This window comes from Aeromonas sp. R7-5 (assembly GCF_040908015.1).
GTDB lineage: Bacteria > Pseudomonadota > Gammaproteobacteria > Enterobacterales > Aeromonadaceae > Aeromonas > Aeromonas caviae.
The window spans coordinates 1-16878 of the sequence record NZ_JBFOCZ010000021.1; the positions used below are offsets into that span (position 1 = coordinate 1).

Annotated in this window: 16 protein-coding genes; 13 read left to right on the forward strand and 3 right to left on the reverse strand. The window is 64.3% G+C overall.

Annotation, left to right across the window (positions count from 1 at the left end; genetic code table 11):
* Positions 1-101: 101 nt before the first annotated feature.
* Positions 102-416, forward strand: coding sequence for a hypothetical protein (locus tag AB5Y53_RS07245; protein ID WP_336582875.1), 315 nt, complete (start codon positions 102-104; stop codon positions 414-416).
* On the opposite strand, the gene AB5Y53_RS07250 is transcribed toward AB5Y53_RS07245, so the two are convergent.
* Positions 406-1749: a dihydroorotase gene (locus tag AB5Y53_RS07250; protein ID WP_039038976.1), complete on the reverse strand. Its 1344-nt coding sequence runs from the start codon at positions 1747-1749 to the stop codon at positions 406-408. The genes AB5Y53_RS07245 and AB5Y53_RS07250 overlap by 11 nt on opposite strands.
* Positions 1750-1828: 79 nt before the next feature.
* On the opposite strand from AB5Y53_RS07250, the gene AB5Y53_RS07255 reads away from it, so the two are divergent.
* Positions 1829-2713 carry a 6-carboxytetrahydropterin synthase gene (locus AB5Y53_RS07255; protein ID WP_263308547.1) on the forward strand — a complete coding sequence of 295 codons (885 nt, stop codon included), beginning with the start codon at positions 1829-1831 and terminating at the stop codon, positions 2711-2713.
* Positions 2714-2783: 70 nt separating this feature from the next.
* Here AB5Y53_RS07255 and AB5Y53_RS07260 read toward each other — a convergent pair whose 3' ends face one another.
* Positions 2784-4796, reverse strand: a complete 2013-nt coding sequence (locus AB5Y53_RS07260; RefSeq protein WP_041215416.1) for a methyl-accepting chemotaxis protein — start codon at positions 4794-4796, stop codon at positions 2784-2786.
* A 256-nt stretch (positions 4797-5052) separates the two neighbouring features.
* Between AB5Y53_RS07260 and hinT the strand changes: the two genes are divergently transcribed.
* The 10 genes from hinT (at position 5053) to AB5Y53_RS07310 (ending at position 15061) form a co-directional block, all read left to right on the forward strand.
* Positions 5053-5403 carry a purine nucleoside phosphoramidase gene (gene hinT, locus AB5Y53_RS07265; RefSeq protein WP_010674343.1) on the forward strand — a complete coding sequence of 117 codons (351 nt, stop codon included), beginning with the start codon at positions 5053-5055 and terminating at the stop codon, positions 5401-5403.
* A complete protein-coding gene (locus AB5Y53_RS07270; protein ID WP_368181483.1) occupies positions 5403-6824 on the forward strand; it encodes a COG3014 family protein in 1422 nt (473 codons plus the stop codon). Before hinT ends, AB5Y53_RS07270 begins: the two co-directional genes overlap by 1 nt.
* Positions 6825-6892: 68 nt before the next feature.
* On the forward strand, positions 6893-7291 hold the full coding sequence (locus tag AB5Y53_RS07275; RefSeq protein WP_010674345.1) for a YcfL family protein: 399 nt from the start codon (positions 6893-6895) through the stop codon (positions 7289-7291).
* Positions 7291-7887, forward strand: a complete 597-nt coding sequence (gene lpoB / locus AB5Y53_RS07280) for a penicillin-binding protein activator LpoB (protein WP_010674346.1) — start codon at positions 7291-7293, stop codon at positions 7885-7887. Before AB5Y53_RS07275 ends, lpoB begins: the two co-directional genes overlap by 1 nt.
* Positions 7877-8740 (forward strand): phosphotransferase, encoded by an 864-nt coding sequence (locus AB5Y53_RS07285; protein ID WP_368181485.1) that lies wholly within the window; start codon positions 7877-7879, stop codon positions 8738-8740. Before lpoB ends, AB5Y53_RS07285 begins: the two co-directional genes overlap by 11 nt.
* 51 nt (positions 8741-8791) lie before the next feature.
* A complete protein-coding gene (locus AB5Y53_RS07290; RefSeq protein WP_042017226.1) occupies positions 8792-9652 on the forward strand; it encodes a DUF6279 family lipoprotein in 861 nt (286 codons plus the stop codon).
* A 106-nt stretch (positions 9653-9758) separates the two neighbouring features.
* Positions 9759-10226, forward strand: a complete 468-nt coding sequence (locus tag AB5Y53_RS07295; RefSeq protein ID WP_041212852.1) for a hypothetical protein — start codon at positions 9759-9761, stop codon at positions 10224-10226.
* Between the two features lie 148 nt (positions 10227-10374).
* The gene (gene secD / locus AB5Y53_RS07300) at positions 10375-12177 is read left to right on the forward strand and encodes a protein translocase subunit SecD (RefSeq protein WP_042863668.1); all 1803 of its coding nucleotides are present in this window, start codon (positions 10375-10377) and stop codon (positions 12175-12177) included.
* 109 nt (positions 12178-12286) lie between these two features.
* Positions 12287-13201, forward strand: coding sequence for a protein translocase subunit SecF (gene secF, locus AB5Y53_RS07305; RefSeq protein WP_029314368.1), 915 nt, complete (start codon positions 12287-12289; stop codon positions 13199-13201).
* A 240-nt stretch (positions 13202-13441) separates the two neighbouring features.
* On the forward strand, positions 13442-15061 hold the full coding sequence (locus tag AB5Y53_RS07310) for a methyl-accepting chemotaxis protein (RefSeq protein WP_368181486.1): 1620 nt from the start codon (positions 13442-13444) through the stop codon (positions 15059-15061).
* Between the two features lie 54 nt (positions 15062-15115).
* Here the strand turns inward: AB5Y53_RS07310 and AB5Y53_RS07315 are convergent, their stop codons facing one another.
* Positions 15116-15718 carry a DUF924 family protein gene (locus AB5Y53_RS07315; protein WP_368181487.1) on the reverse strand — a complete coding sequence of 201 codons (603 nt, stop codon included), beginning with the start codon at positions 15716-15718 and terminating at the stop codon, positions 15116-15118.
* Between the two features lie 206 nt (positions 15719-15924).
* On the opposite strand from AB5Y53_RS07315, the gene AB5Y53_RS07320 reads away from it, so the two are divergent.
* The gene (locus tag AB5Y53_RS07320) at positions 15925-16836 is read left to right on the forward strand and encodes a DUF808 domain-containing protein (protein ID WP_102948307.1); all 912 of its coding nucleotides are present in this window, start codon (positions 15925-15927) and stop codon (positions 16834-16836) included.
* The last annotated feature ends 42 nt before the right edge of the window (positions 16837-16878 follow it).

The following is a 16878-nucleotide window of genomic DNA, read 5'->3' on the forward strand; positions in this document are numbered from 1 at the left end:
TGAGAGGATTCGAACCTCCGACCCTCTACACCCCATGCAGATGCGCTACCTGGCTGCGCTACACACCGACGGAGTCAGCTCGGCTGACGGGGAGGGAGTTTATGGAGATGCCCCGACCCTGTCAACAGGGGAAATTCAGGTTCGAGATCGTTTGCCTGCTTTGCGAGCAACTTCGGATCAAAGTGCGACCAGTGGTGCATTTTGTCGGCACCTCACCGCTGTCTTGCAGGAAAAACGGCCACCCGGAGGCGGCCGTTTGGCGTGATGCTCTCAAGCCGAGATCAGCGGTTGAAGGCCAAGCGCTTGCCCAATACCTTGCCGGTGACCTGACCGTTCTGCCAGGCTATTTGCCCGTTGACCAGGGTCATCTCAAGCAGGGCGCGCTGGAAGCGGTCATCATCCAGATCAGCGGTTGAAGGTGAGACGCTTGCCCAATACCTTGTCGGTGACTTGGCCGTTCTGCCAGGCAATCTGGCCGTTCACCAGGGTCATCTCGATGGTGCTCTGGAAGCGGTAGCCGTTGAACGGGGACCAGCCGCACAGATAGAGCAGGTTGCTGTCGGTGACCACGTAGGGCTTGCCGAGATCCAGCAGCACCAGGTCGGCGAAGTAGCCTTCCCGGATGTAGCCGCGATCCTGCACCTGGAAGCGTTCGGCCACCGCGTGGGAGGTCTTCTTGACGATGGTTTCCAGGCTGAAGACCCCGTTGTGGTAGAGCTCCAGCAGCGCCTGCAGGGAGTGCTGCACCAGGGGCACGCCGGACGGCGCCTTGAAGTAGCTGTTCTGCTTCTCTTCCCAGGTGTGGGGGGCGTGGTCGGTGGCGATGATGTCGAGCACATCGTTGCGTACCGCATCCAGCAGGGCGTGCTGGTCGGCAGCGCTCTTCACCGCCGGGTTGCACTTGATCTGGCTGCCCAGGGTGTCGTAGTCCGCCTCGTTGAAGAAGAGGTGGTGGACGCACACTTCGGCGGTGATGTTCTTGTCCTTGAGATCCTTCAGATCCGGGGTGGCGGTAAAGAGCGAGAGCTCTTTCGCCGTGGTCAGGTGCAGCACGTGCAGCTTGGCGCCGTACTGCTTGGCCAGGGAGACCGCCATGCTGGAGGATTTGTAGCAGGCGTCCGCGCTGCGGATGCGGCCGTGCTCGCGCATGGGCACGTCTTCGCCCCACTTGGCGCGAGCTTCGTCTTCCAGCACCTTGATGGACGGGGTGTCCTCGCAGTGGGTGACGATCATCACCGGGCTCTCGCGGAAGATGGCTGCCAGGGTCTCCTGGTTGTCCACCAGCATGTTGCCGGTGGAGGCCCCCATGAAGATCTTGATGCCGCAGGACTGCTTGGGATCGAGCTTCTTGATCTCTTCCAGGTTGTCGTTGGTGGCACCCAGGTAGAAGCTGTAGTTGGCGGCGGCGGAGTTGGCGGCGATCTGGTATTTGGCTTCGAGGGCGTCGATGGTGGTGGTCTGGGGATTGACGTTGGGCATTTCCATGAAGCTGGTGGTGCCACCGGCCACGGCGGCCCGGGATTCACTGGCGATGGTTCCCTTGTGGGTCAGGCCGGGCTCCCGGAAGTGGACCTGATCATCGATCATCCCGGGGATGAGATGACGGCCCGTTGCATCGATCACCACGGCATCGGGGGCACTGATGTCCGGAGCGACGCGGGCGATCCGCTCACCCTCGATCAGGACGTCGGAGGCATAGATGCGGCCTTCGTTGACCAGGGTGGCATTCTTGATAAGCAATTTGTTCATGGGGGGTTCCAGTTCCTTTGCCGATAATCCGGGGTCATAATATCGCAAACTGCACTTTCTCTGTAGCAAGGCCTGAGTAATGAAGTTATTTGTTAGAGATTTGACTGTGATCGATTCCAGCTATTTATGCGAGCGCCGCGGCATGGTGGGCGAGAGCTGGCTGGTGGACATCGAGATGAGTGGCGAGCTCAACGAGATGAGCATGTTGCTGGACTTCGGTCGGGTGAAGAAGCTCATCAAGTCGATCATCGATGAAGAGGTGGATCACAAGCTGCTGGTGCCGACGGAATGTCCCCTGGTCCATGTCAACGCGCTGGAGAACGACGAGAGCACCGTGGATCTGCTGCGTCCGGGTCGCGCCATCCACCTGCGCTGCCCGGCCCAGGGCTTTGCCTTCATTCCGGCCCCCCAGGTGGATAAAGAGTCGGTGACCCGCTATCTGCTGGGGGTACTGGCCAAGCGTCTGCCCGGCAACATCAAGGATCTCTCCCTGACGTTGCGCTCGGAGCGCATCGAGGGCGCCTTCTACCACTACAGCCACGGCCTCAAGAAGCACGACGGCAACTGCCAGCGCATCGCCCACGGCCACCGCTCTCCCGTCGAGATCCTGGTGGATGGAGAGCGTGACGAGGAGCTGGAGTTCAACTGGGCCGAGCGCTGGGCCGACATCTACCTGGGCACCGAAGAGGACAGGGTGGCCCTTGGCGAACTCGCCCTGAGCGAGCGGGCCGAGGCGTCACTGAAAGAAGGGGACGCGCACTACATCGGCTTCAAGTACGTGGCGCCCCAGGGGCTGTTCCAGCTCGCCATGCCGGCGGCGGAGGTGGAAATGATCGACACCGACACCACCATCGAGCTGCTGGCCCACTACATCGCCCGCGAGGTGAAGAAGCAGGTTGGGGACAAGTTCGTCAAGATTGTCGCCTATGAAGGGGTCGGCAAGGGCGCCATCGCCTACGCCTGATCCCGCGCCGCATGCCAGTAAAAAGCAAGGCCCCGCCAATGCGGGGCCTTGTCGTATCGGGTCGTGGCCATCAGGCACTGAGGCGGAAGCGCTGGACCAGCCCCTCCTGCTGCTCGGCAAGGGAGTCGAGCTGCTGGCTGGTCTCGGCGACCCGCTCTATGCCCTGATAGTTGAGATCCGAGATGTCGGAGATGCGGTTGAGGTTGGTCGCGATGTCGGCGCTGGTGGCCTGCTGCTGCTCGGCGGCTGAGGCTATCTGGCTGGACATGTCGCTGATGAGCACCACGATGCCCTGCACCTCTTCCATGGCGTTGTTGGCCTGGGAGCTCTGATCCACGCAGCTGTCCATCTCGCGGGAGCACTCCTGCATCACGTTGACTGCCCGGGCGACGCCTTGCTGCAGGTTCTCGATCATGGTCTGGATTTCGCTGGTGGACTGGGCGGTGCGGCCAGCCAGGTTGCGCACCTCGTCGGCCACCACCGCAAACCCGCGTCCCTGCTCGCCGGCACGGGCCGCCTCGATGGCGGCGTTGAGGGCCAGCAGGTTGGTCTGCTCGGCGATGCCGCGGATGACGTCGAGGATGTTGCCAATCTGGCCGCTCATGGCGCTCACGTCGCCAATCACCTTGCCGGTCTGCTGCAGCTTGCCCGCGAGCTGATGGGTGGTGGTGATGTTGCCTGCCATCACCTTGCGCCCCATCTCGGAGGCTTTCTCCACATCCTGCACCCGCTCCAGGGTCTGGTTGGCGGCCTGGGCCACCTCCCGCACCGAGGCCTCCATCTGGGTCATGGCGGCGGCGACCGAGGCGGTCTCCTGACGCTGTTTTTCCAGATCCGCCCGCACCGATTCGGTGGTGTGGCGGTTGTCGTGGGCGGCGCTGTTGAGCTGGGTCGAAGCCTGGGAGAGCTGCTTTAGCACATCCCCCATCTGGTGGATCAGCAGGTTGATCTGGCTGGCGAGCTGGCCGAATTCGTTCTGGCTCTTGAAGCCGACCCGCTGGGTCATGTCACCCTGGGTCACTTCGGTCAGCACCCGCAGCAGCTCTTTCAGGGGGCGGCGGATGGCCTTGCCCAGGGTGAAAGCCACCAGGATGGCGACGAAGATGGCGATGGCGATGCTGATCCCCTGGGTCAGGGTACTCTGGGTCTGCACCCGATCGGAGGCCTGGATGCTGGCGTTCATCAGCTGCTGGCTCTGGGCGGTGATCCCCTCCAGCTTGTTCTGGATGCTGAGGATGAGCTGGCTCGCCTGCTTGCTCTGCTCGCGCATGGCCTGCTGCTGCTTCATCAGGGCCAGGTATTGGGAGAGCACGCCGTCATTGCCCGTGGTGTCGCGCACGAAGCCATGGACGTAGTGGCCCATGTTGTTGTCGAAGTCCTTGAGCTCCCCCTGGAGATCCTTGATGGTGCTGTTGAAGCCCTCGATCTGCATCTTGTTGCGCTTGAGCGCCGCCTCGATGGGGGCGGGGATGCTCTGGTTGAGGGCATCCATGGTGGAGAGCTCGATGGCGGAGAGCTTGGTGGTCAGGGTCTCGGAGAGCATCTTGATGAAGCTGTCGTCGATGGTAACCATCATGTCCCCCAGGTTCTTCTTGAACTGGGGCAGGCTGACCTGGAACTGGCCCTTGGCCTGATTGACCTTGTGCAGCCGGGTGAGCAGGGCCTCGTGTTCGCCGGGCAGGGTCTGGGTCAGTTGCAGGTAGTCATCCACCAGCTTGACGAGGGCAGTCATGTCCGCCTGCAACTGGGGATGCACCGCCACCTGCTGTTTGAGGCTGGCGACCATCTTGTCGACCTGGCCCTTGGCCTGTTGCAACTCGGCCACTTCCGCCGGCAGTTGCTTGAGATCCTGCTCGGTCAGCACGTCGGTGAGCCATTTGTTGGCGCTGAGCAGGCTTATCTGGGTCTGGCTGCTGGCGAGTACCAGCGGCATGGACTCCTGGGTCACCTGATCCAGGGCGCCGCTGAGTTCGCTCTGGCCGCGAAAGGTCAGTACCGCACTGGCGACCATGACGGCGACCAGGATGGCAAAGCCCAGATAGACTCTCTGTAAGATCGAGAGGTCTGACATTGTTTGTTTCATTATTGTCCCGCTGTCTGTGCAAAAGTCCCTTGCCTGAGTACCCCGTCCCTTTGATACCCTGCATGCCCCGAAGGGGATGCCGTTGTGGTTCGCGGGACGTCTCCTCGCTATCGGTATTCTTCACAATAACTGAAGCGATTGGGACAACGGCTGTGCCAAATGTCGGCTTGTGTCACACTTGGCGCGTTGCGGCGGCCTGTTTGGGAGCCGCTTGAGCTTTGTATTGAATTTTCTTTTTCCTATAAAGGAGTTACCCATGGCGCAAGAAACCATTTTCAGCAAAATCATCCGCAAGGAGATCCCCGCCGACATCCTTTATCAAGACGATCTGGTGACCGCGTTTCGCGACATCCAGCCCAAGGCCAAGACCCATATCCTGATCATTCCCAACGTGCTCATCCCCACCGTCAACGACGTGGAGCCGGATCACGAGCTGGCGCTGGGCCGGATGTTCACCGTGGCCCGCAAGCTCGCCAGCGACGCGGGCATCGCCGAGGACGGCTACCGCCTCATCATGAACTGCAACCGTCACGGCGGGCAGGAGGTCTATCACATCCACCTGCACCTGGTCGGTGGCGAGCCCCTGGGACCCCTGCTGAGCCTGTGATGCGCCTCGTCACGTCGACCGGCCTGCTGTTGGCCGGTCTGCTGCTGGGGGGCTGTGCCTCCCAGTGGAAAGACATGTTCGTCTCCTACTCGGATCAGATGGTGCCCTTGCGCAACCAGCTGCTGCTGGGCCATGCCGCCGAGGCCCTGCCCGAGGTGCGCGAATCGACCCCGGGGGACGACACCTTCGTGCTCGACCAGCTGGAGAAGGGGCGCATCGCCTGGCTGGCGGGTCAGGACGGCCCCAGCAAGCAGGCCTTTGCCGCCGCCGACAGCCGGCTTGCGTGGGAAGACAATCAGGCCGAGTACCGCCTGAGCCAGGGACTGGCCCAGGCGGGCAGCCTGCTCACCAACGATCAGACCCTGGCTTACCAGGCGCCCGATTACGAGCGCACCATGCTGCACCACTATCTGGCGCTCAACTACTTGCAGCGCGGAGATGCCGACGGCGCCCTGGTAGAGGTACGCCGTGCCAATCAGGTGCAGGAGCAGGCCCTTAAACGGCGGGCCGACGAGGTGCGCAAGGCCGCGCAGGAGGGGGAGCAGGAGGACGAAGCCGGGGAGATGCGCCAGCTGATGTCGCGCGGCGCCCCCGAGCTCGATCGCCTGATAGGCCAGGTGAAAAACGGTTTCCAGAACGCCTACACCTTCTATTTCTCCGGCGTGCTCTACGAGGCGGCCGGGGATCTCAACGACGCCTGGGTCGATTACCAGCGCGGCTACCAGATAGCGCCGGACAACCAGAGCCTGCAGGATGCCCTGCTGCACCTGGCACGGCTTCGCGGCTCTCCCGAGGAGCTCAAGGAGACCGAGCAACGGATGGGCCGCAAGGCGCCGCCCTTGGCCAAGGATCAGGGCCAGCTGGTGGTGCTGTTTGAAGATGGCCTCATCCCGGCGCGCCGGGAGCTCTTCCTGCCGCTGCCCATCTCCACCTCCAGCGGCGATTTTCGTACCTTTACCGTGGCGGTGCCCTATTACGACAATCGGGCCAGCGACGGCGCCCCGCTCACCCTGTCGGTGGGCAAGGGGGTGGCGCAGACCAGCGAGCTGGTGAGGCTGGAGGCGCTGGCGGCCAAGGATCTGCAGGAGCGGCTGCCCGGCATGCTGACCCGGCAGGCCCTGCGGCTGGTGGCCAAGGAGCAGGTGCGGCGCACTGCCGCCAAGGAGGGGGGGGATGTGGGCAACATCCTGGTGGGGATCTTCAACACCCTCTCGGAGCGGGCGGATACCCGCAGCTGGCTGACGCTGCCCGCCAAGGCCTCGAGCTGGCAGGGGATGGTCCCGGCCGGGAACGTCACCCTGACCCTGGGGGCGGGCAGCGCCATGCGGACCCTGCCACTCAGCGTCCACGCCGGGCGCACCACCCTGGTGTGGGTACAGCGCCTGGGGAGCGGGCTCACGACCCGGGTGATGCCCCTCTAGGGGGAACCGGATATGGCAACTCAGATGAATGACCGGTCAGGCCGACGGCCACCGGCAAGGAGAGCAAGATGAAAGCACAAGGGCTGGCCCTGGGCCTGGTTCTGCTGCTGACGGGCTGTGCCACCAATACTTCCGGCGTGGCGCTCTATGGCGCGGCCGGTGCGGCGGCGGTGGCCGAGCAGCATCAAAACGTCAACGTCACCCTGACCGAACTCAGCCGGCGCCAGCAGAACGGCCTGTTGCAGGTCAACGTGGCGGCGGCCAGCACCCAGCGTGGTGACAACACGCTGCAATATCTCTTCTACTGGTATGACGACGCGGGGCAGGAGGTGGCCAGCGATGGCCGCGGCTGGACCCCCCTTAAGCTGCATGGCTACCAGACCCGCACCCTGTCCGCCCTGGCGCCGAGCCCGGCTGCACGGGGTTACCGGATTTACGTTCGCGAAGTGATGGAGGAATCCTACTGATGAAAATGAATCATGCCCTGCTGATCCTGACTGGCGCCCTGCTGCTGGGCGGCTGCTCCAGCACCACCGTCAGCTATGGCGATCCCACCGAGACCGAGACGGTGACCGTCGATTACGGCTCCTCCGACTTGCAGGCCATTGCCGACAAGATGGCGGATTCCATGCTGGCGTCCCCGGCCACCAGCGAGATCACCGCCGGGGGCCGCCCGGTGATGTTCATGGACTCCATCCGCAACAAGACCTCGGAGCACATCGACACCGAGGCCATCACCGACACTATCCGCACCAAGCTGCTGCGCTCGGGCAAGTTCCGCTTCGTGGACATGAGCAAGGTGGCGGCGGTCAAGCAGCAGCTCGAATACCAGCAGGGCAGCGGCATGGTGGATCCCGCCACCATGGTGCGGCTCGGCAAGCAGACCGGTGCCCGCTACATGGTCTATGGCAACCTCGCTAGCATCGTCAAGGACAACGGCAAGGTGAAGGACGTCTACTACCAGATGACCATGAACCTGATGGATGTGGAGAACGGCGAACTGCTGTGGGCCGATCAGAAAGAGATCCGCAAACAGGCCAAGAAGTCCACCTTTGGCTGGTGAGGACCCGCGGGGGCAGGGGGATCTGGCGGAGCTGGCGCTCCTCGCCAGCCTGCCGGTGCCCTGGGATCAGGGGCGCCTTGAGCCGCTGGGCCAGGGCCTGACCAACGGCAACTACCGGCTTTGCCTCCCCACTGGCGAGCAGGCCTTCCTGCGCCGCGGTCATCCTGATCCGGTGCGCCTTGGCATCGACCGGGCCACCGAGTGGCAGCTCTACCAGGGGGCGGTGGGGCAGGGGCTGGCGTTGCCCTGTCATCACGGCGATCCCGCCACCGGCCTGATGCTGCTGGCGTGGTGCGACGAACCCAACTGGGCCGAGCAGGCGCCGCCTCTCGCCGCGCAACCCCGCCTGATGGCGGATGTGCTGGTGCGGCTGCACCGCCTGCCGGTGCCGACCGTGGTGATGGCGGTGCGGGCCCAAAGCAGCGGTTATCGGCAGCGTCTGGCCCATATCCCTCCCTGGCTGCCCGCCCTGGAGCGGGCCCTGCTCGCGAGCCGGGAGCCGGACGACTGCTGGCTCCCTTGCCATCACGATCTCAATCCGGCTAACTTGTTGGGGTCGCGACCCTGGGTCATCGACTGGGAGTACGGCGCTGCCGGTCATCCTGGGTTCGAGGTCGCCAGCATTCAGCGCACCCACGGCTGGAGCGAAGAGCAGCGGTGCCAGTTGGAGAGCTGCTATCTTGAAGCCATGGACAGGGCACCGACGGGGCTGGGGCACCGGGGATTCCAGGCCGATGCCTTCCTGCCCTGGGTCGATTACATCGGCCTGCTGTGGGCGCTGCTGATGGCCGAACAGCAACCCGGGCCCGAATATCAGGCCCTGATCGACATCAACCGCCAGCGCCTGGAGTGATGCCCGGCAACGGCCCGCGCGACGCGTGTATTCAATGAATGGGAGGCATGCATGGTGACCACATTCTCATGGCGTCAACCGCGTAGCTGGAGCCTGCTGCTGCTCTGCCTGCTGCTGACGGGTTGCGCCACCCGGGTGATCTACTACTGGCTCGACTCGGCCATCGTCTGGCAACTGGACGACTACTTCTCCCTGGACCGCAGCCAGAAGAAGCTGCTGGACCAGGAGGTGAAGGGGCTGATGGCCTGGCACCGGCAGCATGAGCTGCCCATCTATGCCCGGGATCTCGACGCCCTGGCCAAGGCGGTGGCCAGCCCCATGAGCCCGGCCCAGGTGACCCTGCACCTGGACAGAACCCAGGCGAGCCTGACCCGTACCCTGGAGAACGCCATTCCCCGCACGGTGCGCCTTGCCAAGACCCTGACCGACGATCAGGTGGCTCGCTTCATGGCCGATCGGGTGAAGCGCCAGCAGGAGCGCCAGCACGATTTTGCCACCCAGTCGAAGGCCGAGATGATCAAGGGCTTTCGGGAGAAGATGAATGAGCGCCTGGTGTTCTGGATTGGCAAGGTGAAGCCGGCCCAGGAGCCCCTCATCACGCAGTGGGCCGAGTGGCAATACGAGATGATGGCCCCCTGGCTCGACTTCCAGGAGGCCTGGACCAAGGAGCTGGATCGGCTGATGAAACAGCGCCAGAGCCCGGATTTCGGCCAGGAGCTGACCCGTCTGCTGCAGCAGGGGGACGGCCTGATGGATGGCCGCTTCACCGGCTACACGGACCAGTCCCGCCAGCGCACCATCCAGTGGCTGAGCGATCTCAGCCACTCCATGGATCTCTCCCAGCGGGCCCACCTCTACACCCTGCTCAAGGACTATGCCGAGGACTTCGAGGGCATGACCCGCAGCCGCTGAGGACGCGGTGAGACAACACAAGGGCGGCGGGCCCCGGGCCTGCTGCCCTTGTTCTTGTGGGGCAGGCTGTGGTAGCTTGCCCTATCTATTGTGTGGGAATTAACTTTTGAACCTGACCGACAACGTGAAACTGGCGGCGATGACCCTGCTCATCACCCTCGCACTGTTGTTCTCTACCCTCTCGGTGGAGGGGGTCAAGGTACCCGCGTTCCAGCCCTCGGCCCAGCAGGCCCACTCGCTGGCGGAGGGGGCGGCACCTGCCGACGCAAGCCCGGCGGCCCACGGCGTCAGCGGCAGTGACGATGGCATCGTCAAGTTCGTCGGCTCCCACCAGAATCACCTGCTGCGCCTCGAGCACTCCCTGAGCCGCGATCATCAGCCCGGCAGCGTGGTCTACGAGCTGGTGATGAGCTGGTCCCAGCAGGCGATCCTGCTGCTGCTGTGCGGCCTGCTGTTCTATGCCGCCCTCTTCTACCCGGGGACGAGCTTTCGCGATCACTTCGCCGGCATTCACAGGCGCCGCCTGCAGCGCCGGCATCTGCAGTACCGCTTCGCCCAGAGCTTCCTCGCCTGATCCCGATGGGGTCAGCTTGCCACCTGTTGCCTCATCTTCTCTCTGTTGCTGTTCACTTTTAGTGAACGGCTAGGCTGTCTTGTTTCATTTTTTTGCACGGTGCGACCCCGGTGTCGCCCCTTGCCATCGCCTGACAGAGGCCGATTTCATGAGAAAAAAGAGTCATACCGTGTTGAACCGCATGAGCCTGTGGCAGTACGCCCTGTTGCTGCTGATGCTGGTCACGTTCGCGTTCTATTCCCTGCCCACCTTCTTCGGTGAGCAGCCCTCCCTCGGTCTGCACGGCCAGTCGCGCCTGAGCGACGCGCAGCGCACCCTGCTGGCCGAGAACCACATCGACCCCCTCAAGCAGATCGCCCAGGGCGGCCGGATGGCGCTGGTGTTCGCCAGCCAGGGGGAGCAGCAACTGGCCAAGCAGTTGCTGGAGCAGCAGGGGCTGGACAGCGCCGCCCTGACCCTGGAGTTCTACTCCAACGCCCCGGCCTGGATCAGCCGGCTCGGCGCCGACCCCATCAAGCTCGGGCTGGACCTGCGCGGCGGCTCTCAGCTGCTGATCGGGGTGGACGTGGATTTCGTCATCGACAACCAGACCAAGAACTTGGTGGATACCCTGCGCACCCGTTTTCGCGAGGCCAACCTGCGGGGGGCCAGCGTGATGCGCACCGCCCAGGGGAGCGTGGCCGTCACCCTGCCCGACGTGACGGGGCAGGAGGCCTGGCTCTCCATCATCAAGGAGAGTGCCGGTACCCGCCAGGATCAGTGGACACTGAGCCGTTCCGGCAACGCACTGACCCTGGTGCTGAGCGATGCCGAGCGCACCCTGCTGGTGAACAACGCCGTGACCCAGAACCTGTCGATCCTGAAAAAGCGGATCAACGAGCTCGGCATCGTCGAGGCCTCGGTGGTGCGTCAGGGGCAGGACGGCATCCGCATCGAGCTGCCGGGGGTGCACAACCCCAAGCAGGCGAAAGAGGTGATCGGCGCCACCGCGTCCCTGGCCTTCTATGAAGCCAAGGCCGACAGCCGCTTCTTCATGGCGGATCGCAGCGGCCAGGCGGTGGGGCTGGCCCGCCAGCCGGTGCTGAGCGGCGAGCACATCGTCGATGCCCGCGCCAACATGGGGGAGATGGGGCAGCCCCAGGTCAACATCGTGCTCGACACCCTGGGGGGGAGCAAGATGAACCAGTTCAGCCGCCAGCACGTGGGCAAGCCCATGGCCACCGTGTTCACCGAGTACAAGACCAACGCCGAAGGCAAGCTGCGCGCCCGAAGCGAGGTGATCAACGTCGCCACCATCCAGACCGCCCTTGGCAACCAGTTCCGCATCACCGGGATTGGCAGCCTGCCCGAGGCCCAGGAGCTCGCCATGCTGCTGCGGGCCGGGGCCCTCACCGCGCCGCTGAAGATCCTGGAAGAGCGCAGCATAGGCCCGACCCTGGGTCTGCAGAACATCGAGGCGGGCTTCACCGCCCTGGCGTTCGGCATGGCGGGCATGATGCTGTTCATGATGGCCTGGTATCGCAAGTTCGGCTGGGTCGCCATCACGGCGCTGGTCGCCAACCTGCTGATGCAGGTGGGGATGCTGGCGGTATTGCCTGGCGCCGTGCTGACCCTGCCGGGGATCGCCGGTCTGGTGCTCACCGTCGGCATGGCGGTGGATACCCATGTGCTGATTTTTGAGCGGATCAAGGATCGGCTGCGGGAAGGGGGTTCGTTGGCCAACGCCATCGACTTTGGTTATCGCTCGGCGTTTCGCACCATCTTCGATGCCAACATCACCACCCTCATCTGCGCCGTGGTGCTCTATGCCATCGGCTCCGGGCCGCTGCAGGGCTTCTCCATCACCCTGATCCTGGGGCTCATCTCCAGCATGGTGACCGGCATCTGGGGCACCCGCGCCATCATCAACCCCCTGTGGGGCAACAGCCGCGCCAAGCTGCTGAGGGTATGACCATGAACCGACTTCATCACCATGACGCCGCGCCCGTGAGTCTGTATGACCTGCGCACCGACCGCTTCCTGCCGGGAAGTCTGAACCACCTGACGTCGAGGGAAGAACAATGCTGAGAATGATCCTGGCCATGGGGCTGACCCGCTGGCGCTATATCGGGCTGTGGGCCTCCGTGCTGCTGACCCTGGCCTGCGTGGCCGTCCTTGCGACAAAAGGGCTCGCCCTCGGGCTCGATTTCACCGGCGGCATCCTGCTGGAGTTTCGCATCCAGACCCTGAAAGAGGCCCATGAGCTCAATGCTCTGCTGACGGCGCCCCTGGCGGGGGTGGTGGAGCTGCACGGCGCCGGTGTGCCCGGCGAGTGGCTCATCAAGCTGCCCCCCCACGCGCTGCCCTGGGCGGCGGAGGATCTGGCGACCATGCTGGGGCAGCAACTCGCCCTGCCGGTGGAGCTCTTGCGCACCACCATCGTCGGGCCCCAGGTGGGCGCGGAGCTGTTCCAGCAGGGGATGCTGGCGGTGCTGGTGGCCTCGCTCGCCATCTCCGCCTACCTGGCGGTGCGCTTCGAGTGGCGCCAGGCCATCGGCATCCTGGTGTCGGTGCTGCACGACGGTCTGGTTGCCATCGGGCTGCTCGCGCTCTTTGACATCGAGTTCGACCTCAACGTCATCGCGGGCCTGATGGCGGTGATAGGCTACTCCCTCAACGACAGCATCGTCATTTCGGACCGGTTGCGGGACTTGCTGGGGTCGCGTACCCGCATGGGGATCCACGAGTGCTCGGACGTGGCCATCAAGGCCACCTTCAGCCGCACCATGATCACCTCGGGCACCACCCTCTTCACCGTGGGGGCCCTGCTCCTGTTCGGCGGCGACGCCCTCTACGGCTTCTCCTTCACCCTGTTCGCCGGCATCCTGGTGGGGACGCTCTCCTCCATCACGGTGGCCTCCACCGTGCAGGAGCTGCTGGGGCTCTCCCCCCAGGCCTACCAGAAAAAAGAGGAGGAGCTGGCCGAGGCGGCGTGACCGCCGAGCCCCCCGTCACGGGGCACATGGGCGGCCGCCCCGGGCAAAAAAGGAAGGCGAATGCCTTCCTTTTTCCATTCTGCCAGAGGGGGGCGGCGGTCCCGAAGGCCGGGTTGGGGCGGCAGGTGTGATGCGGCCGAGCAGAAGTTGAAAAGTGTAATGAAATGCATGTTTTAGGCGCTATTTTCGGGGCCCGCATCGGCTACACTGGCAGGGAGTCTATGGATGGAGTAAGCACTCATGAATATCGCTCGTCGGCTTCAACTCATTGCCCTGCTGGTCATGCTGGCCCTGGGGTGTCTCAGCTGGTTCAGTATCAGCAGACTCTCCTCCGCCAATGCGGATCTCAGCTATGTAACAGACAACACAGTCCCCAGCATTTCCACGATCAAGGAGATACAGACAGACTTCTACGCCCTGCATTCATTGATCCAGGCGCACGTGCTCAACACCGACGACGGCAAGATGAGTCAGATAGAGCAGAGCATTGCATCCCTTCACACCAAGATGGAGGCCCTGCTGAGCCAGTATGAAAGCGGGATGATCTCCAATGAGGAGGACAGGCAGCTCGTCGCCGATGACAGGCGCCTGGTTGCCCAGTACGGCAAGGCCTCTGAAGACGTCCTGCGCCTGTCCCGCGAGAACAAGAATGTGGAGGCCAGAGAGGCGATCGACACGGAGCTTGCCCCTTTGTTTGAGCAGCTTTCCCAGGCCATCGACAAGCACGTCCACTTCAACATCCAGCAAGGTGACGCCGTCAAGCTGCGAGGCGAGCAGAATGCCGATAGCAGCATGCAGGCCCTGTTGTTCATCTCGGTGGGCACGGGAGCCCTCACGCTGGTGCTCTTTCTCTGGCTGTTCAGGCAGGTCGCCAATCCCCTCCGTCTGGCCATGGCGACCCTGTCCGAGATCCAGCGCGACCTGAACTTCACCCTGCGGGCCAATGTGAGCCAGCAGGACGAGATCGGCCAGACGCTGACGGCGGTCAACCGCCTGCTGGACACCTTGCAGCAGACCTTCACCGAGTTCTCGGTGGGCAGCCTGCAAATCAAGAGCACGGCAGAGTCCCTCTCCCAGGCGGCCCAGCACATGGCGGAGTCGGCGAGTCAGGCCAATGACGCCACCAGCCTTATCGCCGCCGGGGTGGAGGAGATGAGCGTGAGCATCACGGACATCTCCCAGCGCACCCAGGAGACCAGCCGCATCACCAATGAATCCGGCAAGCTCGCCAGTGACGGCGGGGCCACCATAGAGCGCACTGTGCTCGCCATCAACGACATCGCCGACGCCATTCGTCAGGCCTCCCGCGATGTGACGGCGCTGGGGGAGGGGATCTCCCGCATAGGTGGGGTGGTGAACGTCATCAACGATGTGGCGGGGCAGACCAACCTGCTGGCGCTCAACGCCGCCATCGAGGCGGCGCGGGCCGGTGAGCAGGGACGCGGCTTTGCGGTGGTCGCCGACGAGGTGCGCAAGCTGGCGGAGCGGACGGCCCAGTCGACCCAGGAGATCTCAAGGACGGTGGAGGCTATCCAGCAAGGGTCCGAGGCCACGGTGGCCAGAATGGTCCTGGTGGAGGAGAAGGTGGCGCAAGGGGTGGCCATGGCGACGGAAAGCGGGGCCATCATCACCCAGATCCGCCAGGCTTCCCATCGCGTCATGGATCAGGTCGGCGAGATCACCCTGGCCATCCGCGAGCAGACCTCGGCGGCGGAATCCATCGCCCTCCAGGTCGAGCAGATAGCCCAGGTGGTGCAGCAGACCAGCAGCACGGCGGAGGAGACCTCCGCCGCCGCAGAGGAGCTGAACGTGACCACGGAGAATATCCATCAGCAGATCTCCCGCTATCGCATCCAGTGAGGTGCGGATCGGTTGTTCTCTCCCCGCCATGCCCATGGCGGGGATTTTTTTATGTCAGAATCCCGAACCGGGTTGTTGCAGGAAGGCGGCCTCTTCCTCCGTGCTCGCCCTGCCCAGGATGGCGTTGCGGTGGGGGAAGCGGCCAAAGCGATCGACGATCACCTGGTGGCGCCGGGCAAAGTCGGCAAAGCCTTCGAAGGTGGCCCGGGCCGGGCCTGCGGCCTGCTCGTCGGCCAGGGCCTCGAACAGGGCGACGCTTCTGGCCTGCTGCTCTCTGGACTCCGCGTGCTCGAGGGGCAGATAGAAGAAGACCCGGGCCAGCGGCGAGAGCCCCTTGTCGACCCCGAGGGTGAGCCCCTTGAGGCACAGCGCCCTGGCCTTGTCGTCCTGGGCGAAGGCGGCGGGGGTGTGGCGGTGAAGGTTTCGCGGCAGCTGGTCCAGCAGCAGGATGAGGGCCAGGCGCCCTGCGGGATCGCCCTCCCAACGGGCGAGCTCGCCCGCTGCGGCACGGGCCGCCAGTTCGCCGAAGCGTGAGGCCAGCAGGGCATCGGTCTCGCTGCTCTTGCCCCACCAGAGGGGGGCCTGACGGGCGGCACGGGGCGCGTCGTCTGCGTCATCGCCAAACCAGAAATCGAGCAGAGGTTGCCAGGGTTGCATGGGAACTCCTTGGGCCGGTGGCCGTGAGGTGAAAACGGAGCAGGGGATCTGCCATGGGGGGCTGCCGCCGTGGCGGCTTCCCGTTACACTGTGCCATCTTTTGCCCCAAAGGGTGATCCCCGGATGGGCCCGTGATCCCCTGACCCCCTCATCACCCTGACCGGGGCAGCCCGGATGTGTCCCACTCAATAGAAGGAATGCCAGATATGGCCGGAGCCAGTTTGTTGACCCTGCTCGATGATATTGCCAGCGTGCTCGATGATGTCGCCCTGATGACCAAGGTGGCGGCGAAGAAGACGGCCGGGGTGCTGGGGGACGATCTCGCCCTCAATGCAGAACAGGTCTCCGGGGTGCGGGCCGAGCGTGAGCTGCCGGTGGTGTGGGCGGTGGCCAAGGGGTCGTTTCGTAACAAGCTCATCCTGGTACCTGCCGCCATCGCCATCAGCGCCCTTATCCCCTGGCTCATCACCCCGCTCCTGATGCTGGGGGGGGCCTACCTCTGTTTCGAGGGGGCGGAGAAGCTGGTCCACAAGTTCCTGCCCCACGAGGAGGAGGCGCATCAGGCGGCGCCGGTGCCCGAGGATCTGGCGGCCTATGAGCGCCAGAAGGTGAAGGGGGCCATTCGCACCGATTTCATCCTCTCGGCGGAGATCATCGTCATCGCCCTCGGTACCGTGCAGGGGTCGAGCCTGGGCCTGCAGATCGCCGTGGTAGCGGGCATCGCCCTGCTGATGACCGTGGGGGTCTATGGCCTGGTGGGGCTCATCGTCAAGCTCGACGACATCGGTCTGCACCTGCTGCAAAAGCCCGATGGCGGCGCCGTGCGCCGGGCGGTGGGGCAGGGGCTGCTGGTGACGGCGCCCCGTCTGATGCACCTGCTTGCCTTGGTGGGCACCATCGCCATGTTCATGGTCGGCGGCGGCATTCTGGTCCATGGCTGGCCCTTCCTCCATCATCTCATCGAAGGGACGGCGGACACGGTGGCCGCCCTGCCCGGGGTCGGCGGGGTACTGGCCGTGGTGACGCCCACCCTGCTGAGCGCCCTGGCCGGCGTGGTGGCAGGACTGGTGCTGGTGGTGGCCATGACCCTGGTGAGCAGGCTTCAGCCCGCCAAATAGGTCGCTTGTCGGGGGAGGGCCGACAGGGGCCGTCGCACCCGG

Coding starts and splice junctions, on each gene's coding strand:
- AB5Y53_RS07245 (WP_336582875.1), top strand. CDS start 102: ATGGAGATGCCCCGACCCTGTCAACAGGGGAAATTCAGGTTCGAGATC.
- AB5Y53_RS07250 (WP_039038976.1), bottom strand. CDS start 1,749: ATGAACAAATTGCTTATCAAGAATGCCACCCTGGTCAACGAAGGCCGC.
- AB5Y53_RS07255 (WP_263308547.1), top strand. CDS start 1,829: ATGAAGTTATTTGTTAGAGATTTGACTGTGATCGATTCCAGCTATTTA.
- AB5Y53_RS07260 (WP_041215416.1), bottom strand. CDS start 4,796: ATGAAACAAACAATGTCAGACCTCTCGATCTTACAGAGAGTCTATCTG.
- hinT (WP_010674343.1), top strand. CDS start 5,053: ATGGCGCAAGAAACCATTTTCAGCAAAATCATCCGCAAGGAGATCCCC.
- AB5Y53_RS07270 (WP_368181483.1), top strand. CDS start 5,403: ATGCGCCTCGTCACGTCGACCGGCCTGCTGTTGGCCGGTCTGCTGCTG.
- AB5Y53_RS07275 (WP_010674345.1), top strand. CDS start 6,893: ATGAAAGCACAAGGGCTGGCCCTGGGCCTGGTTCTGCTGCTGACGGGC.
- lpoB (WP_010674346.1), top strand. CDS start 7,291: ATGAAAATGAATCATGCCCTGCTGATCCTGACTGGCGCCCTGCTGCTG.
- AB5Y53_RS07290 (WP_042017226.1), top strand. CDS start 8,792: ATGGTGACCACATTCTCATGGCGTCAACCGCGTAGCTGGAGCCTGCTG.
- secD (WP_042863668.1), top strand. CDS start 10,375: ATGAGAAAAAAGAGTCATACCGTGTTGAACCGCATGAGCCTGTGGCAG.
- secF (WP_029314368.1), top strand. CDS start 12,287: ATGCTGAGAATGATCCTGGCCATGGGGCTGACCCGCTGGCGCTATATC.
- AB5Y53_RS07310 (WP_368181486.1), top strand. CDS start 13,442: ATGAATATCGCTCGTCGGCTTCAACTCATTGCCCTGCTGGTCATGCTG.
- AB5Y53_RS07315 (WP_368181487.1), bottom strand. CDS start 15,718: ATGCAACCCTGGCAACCTCTGCTCGATTTCTGGTTTGGCGATGACGCA.
- AB5Y53_RS07320 (WP_102948307.1), top strand. CDS start 15,925: ATGGCCGGAGCCAGTTTGTTGACCCTGCTCGATGATATTGCCAGCGTG.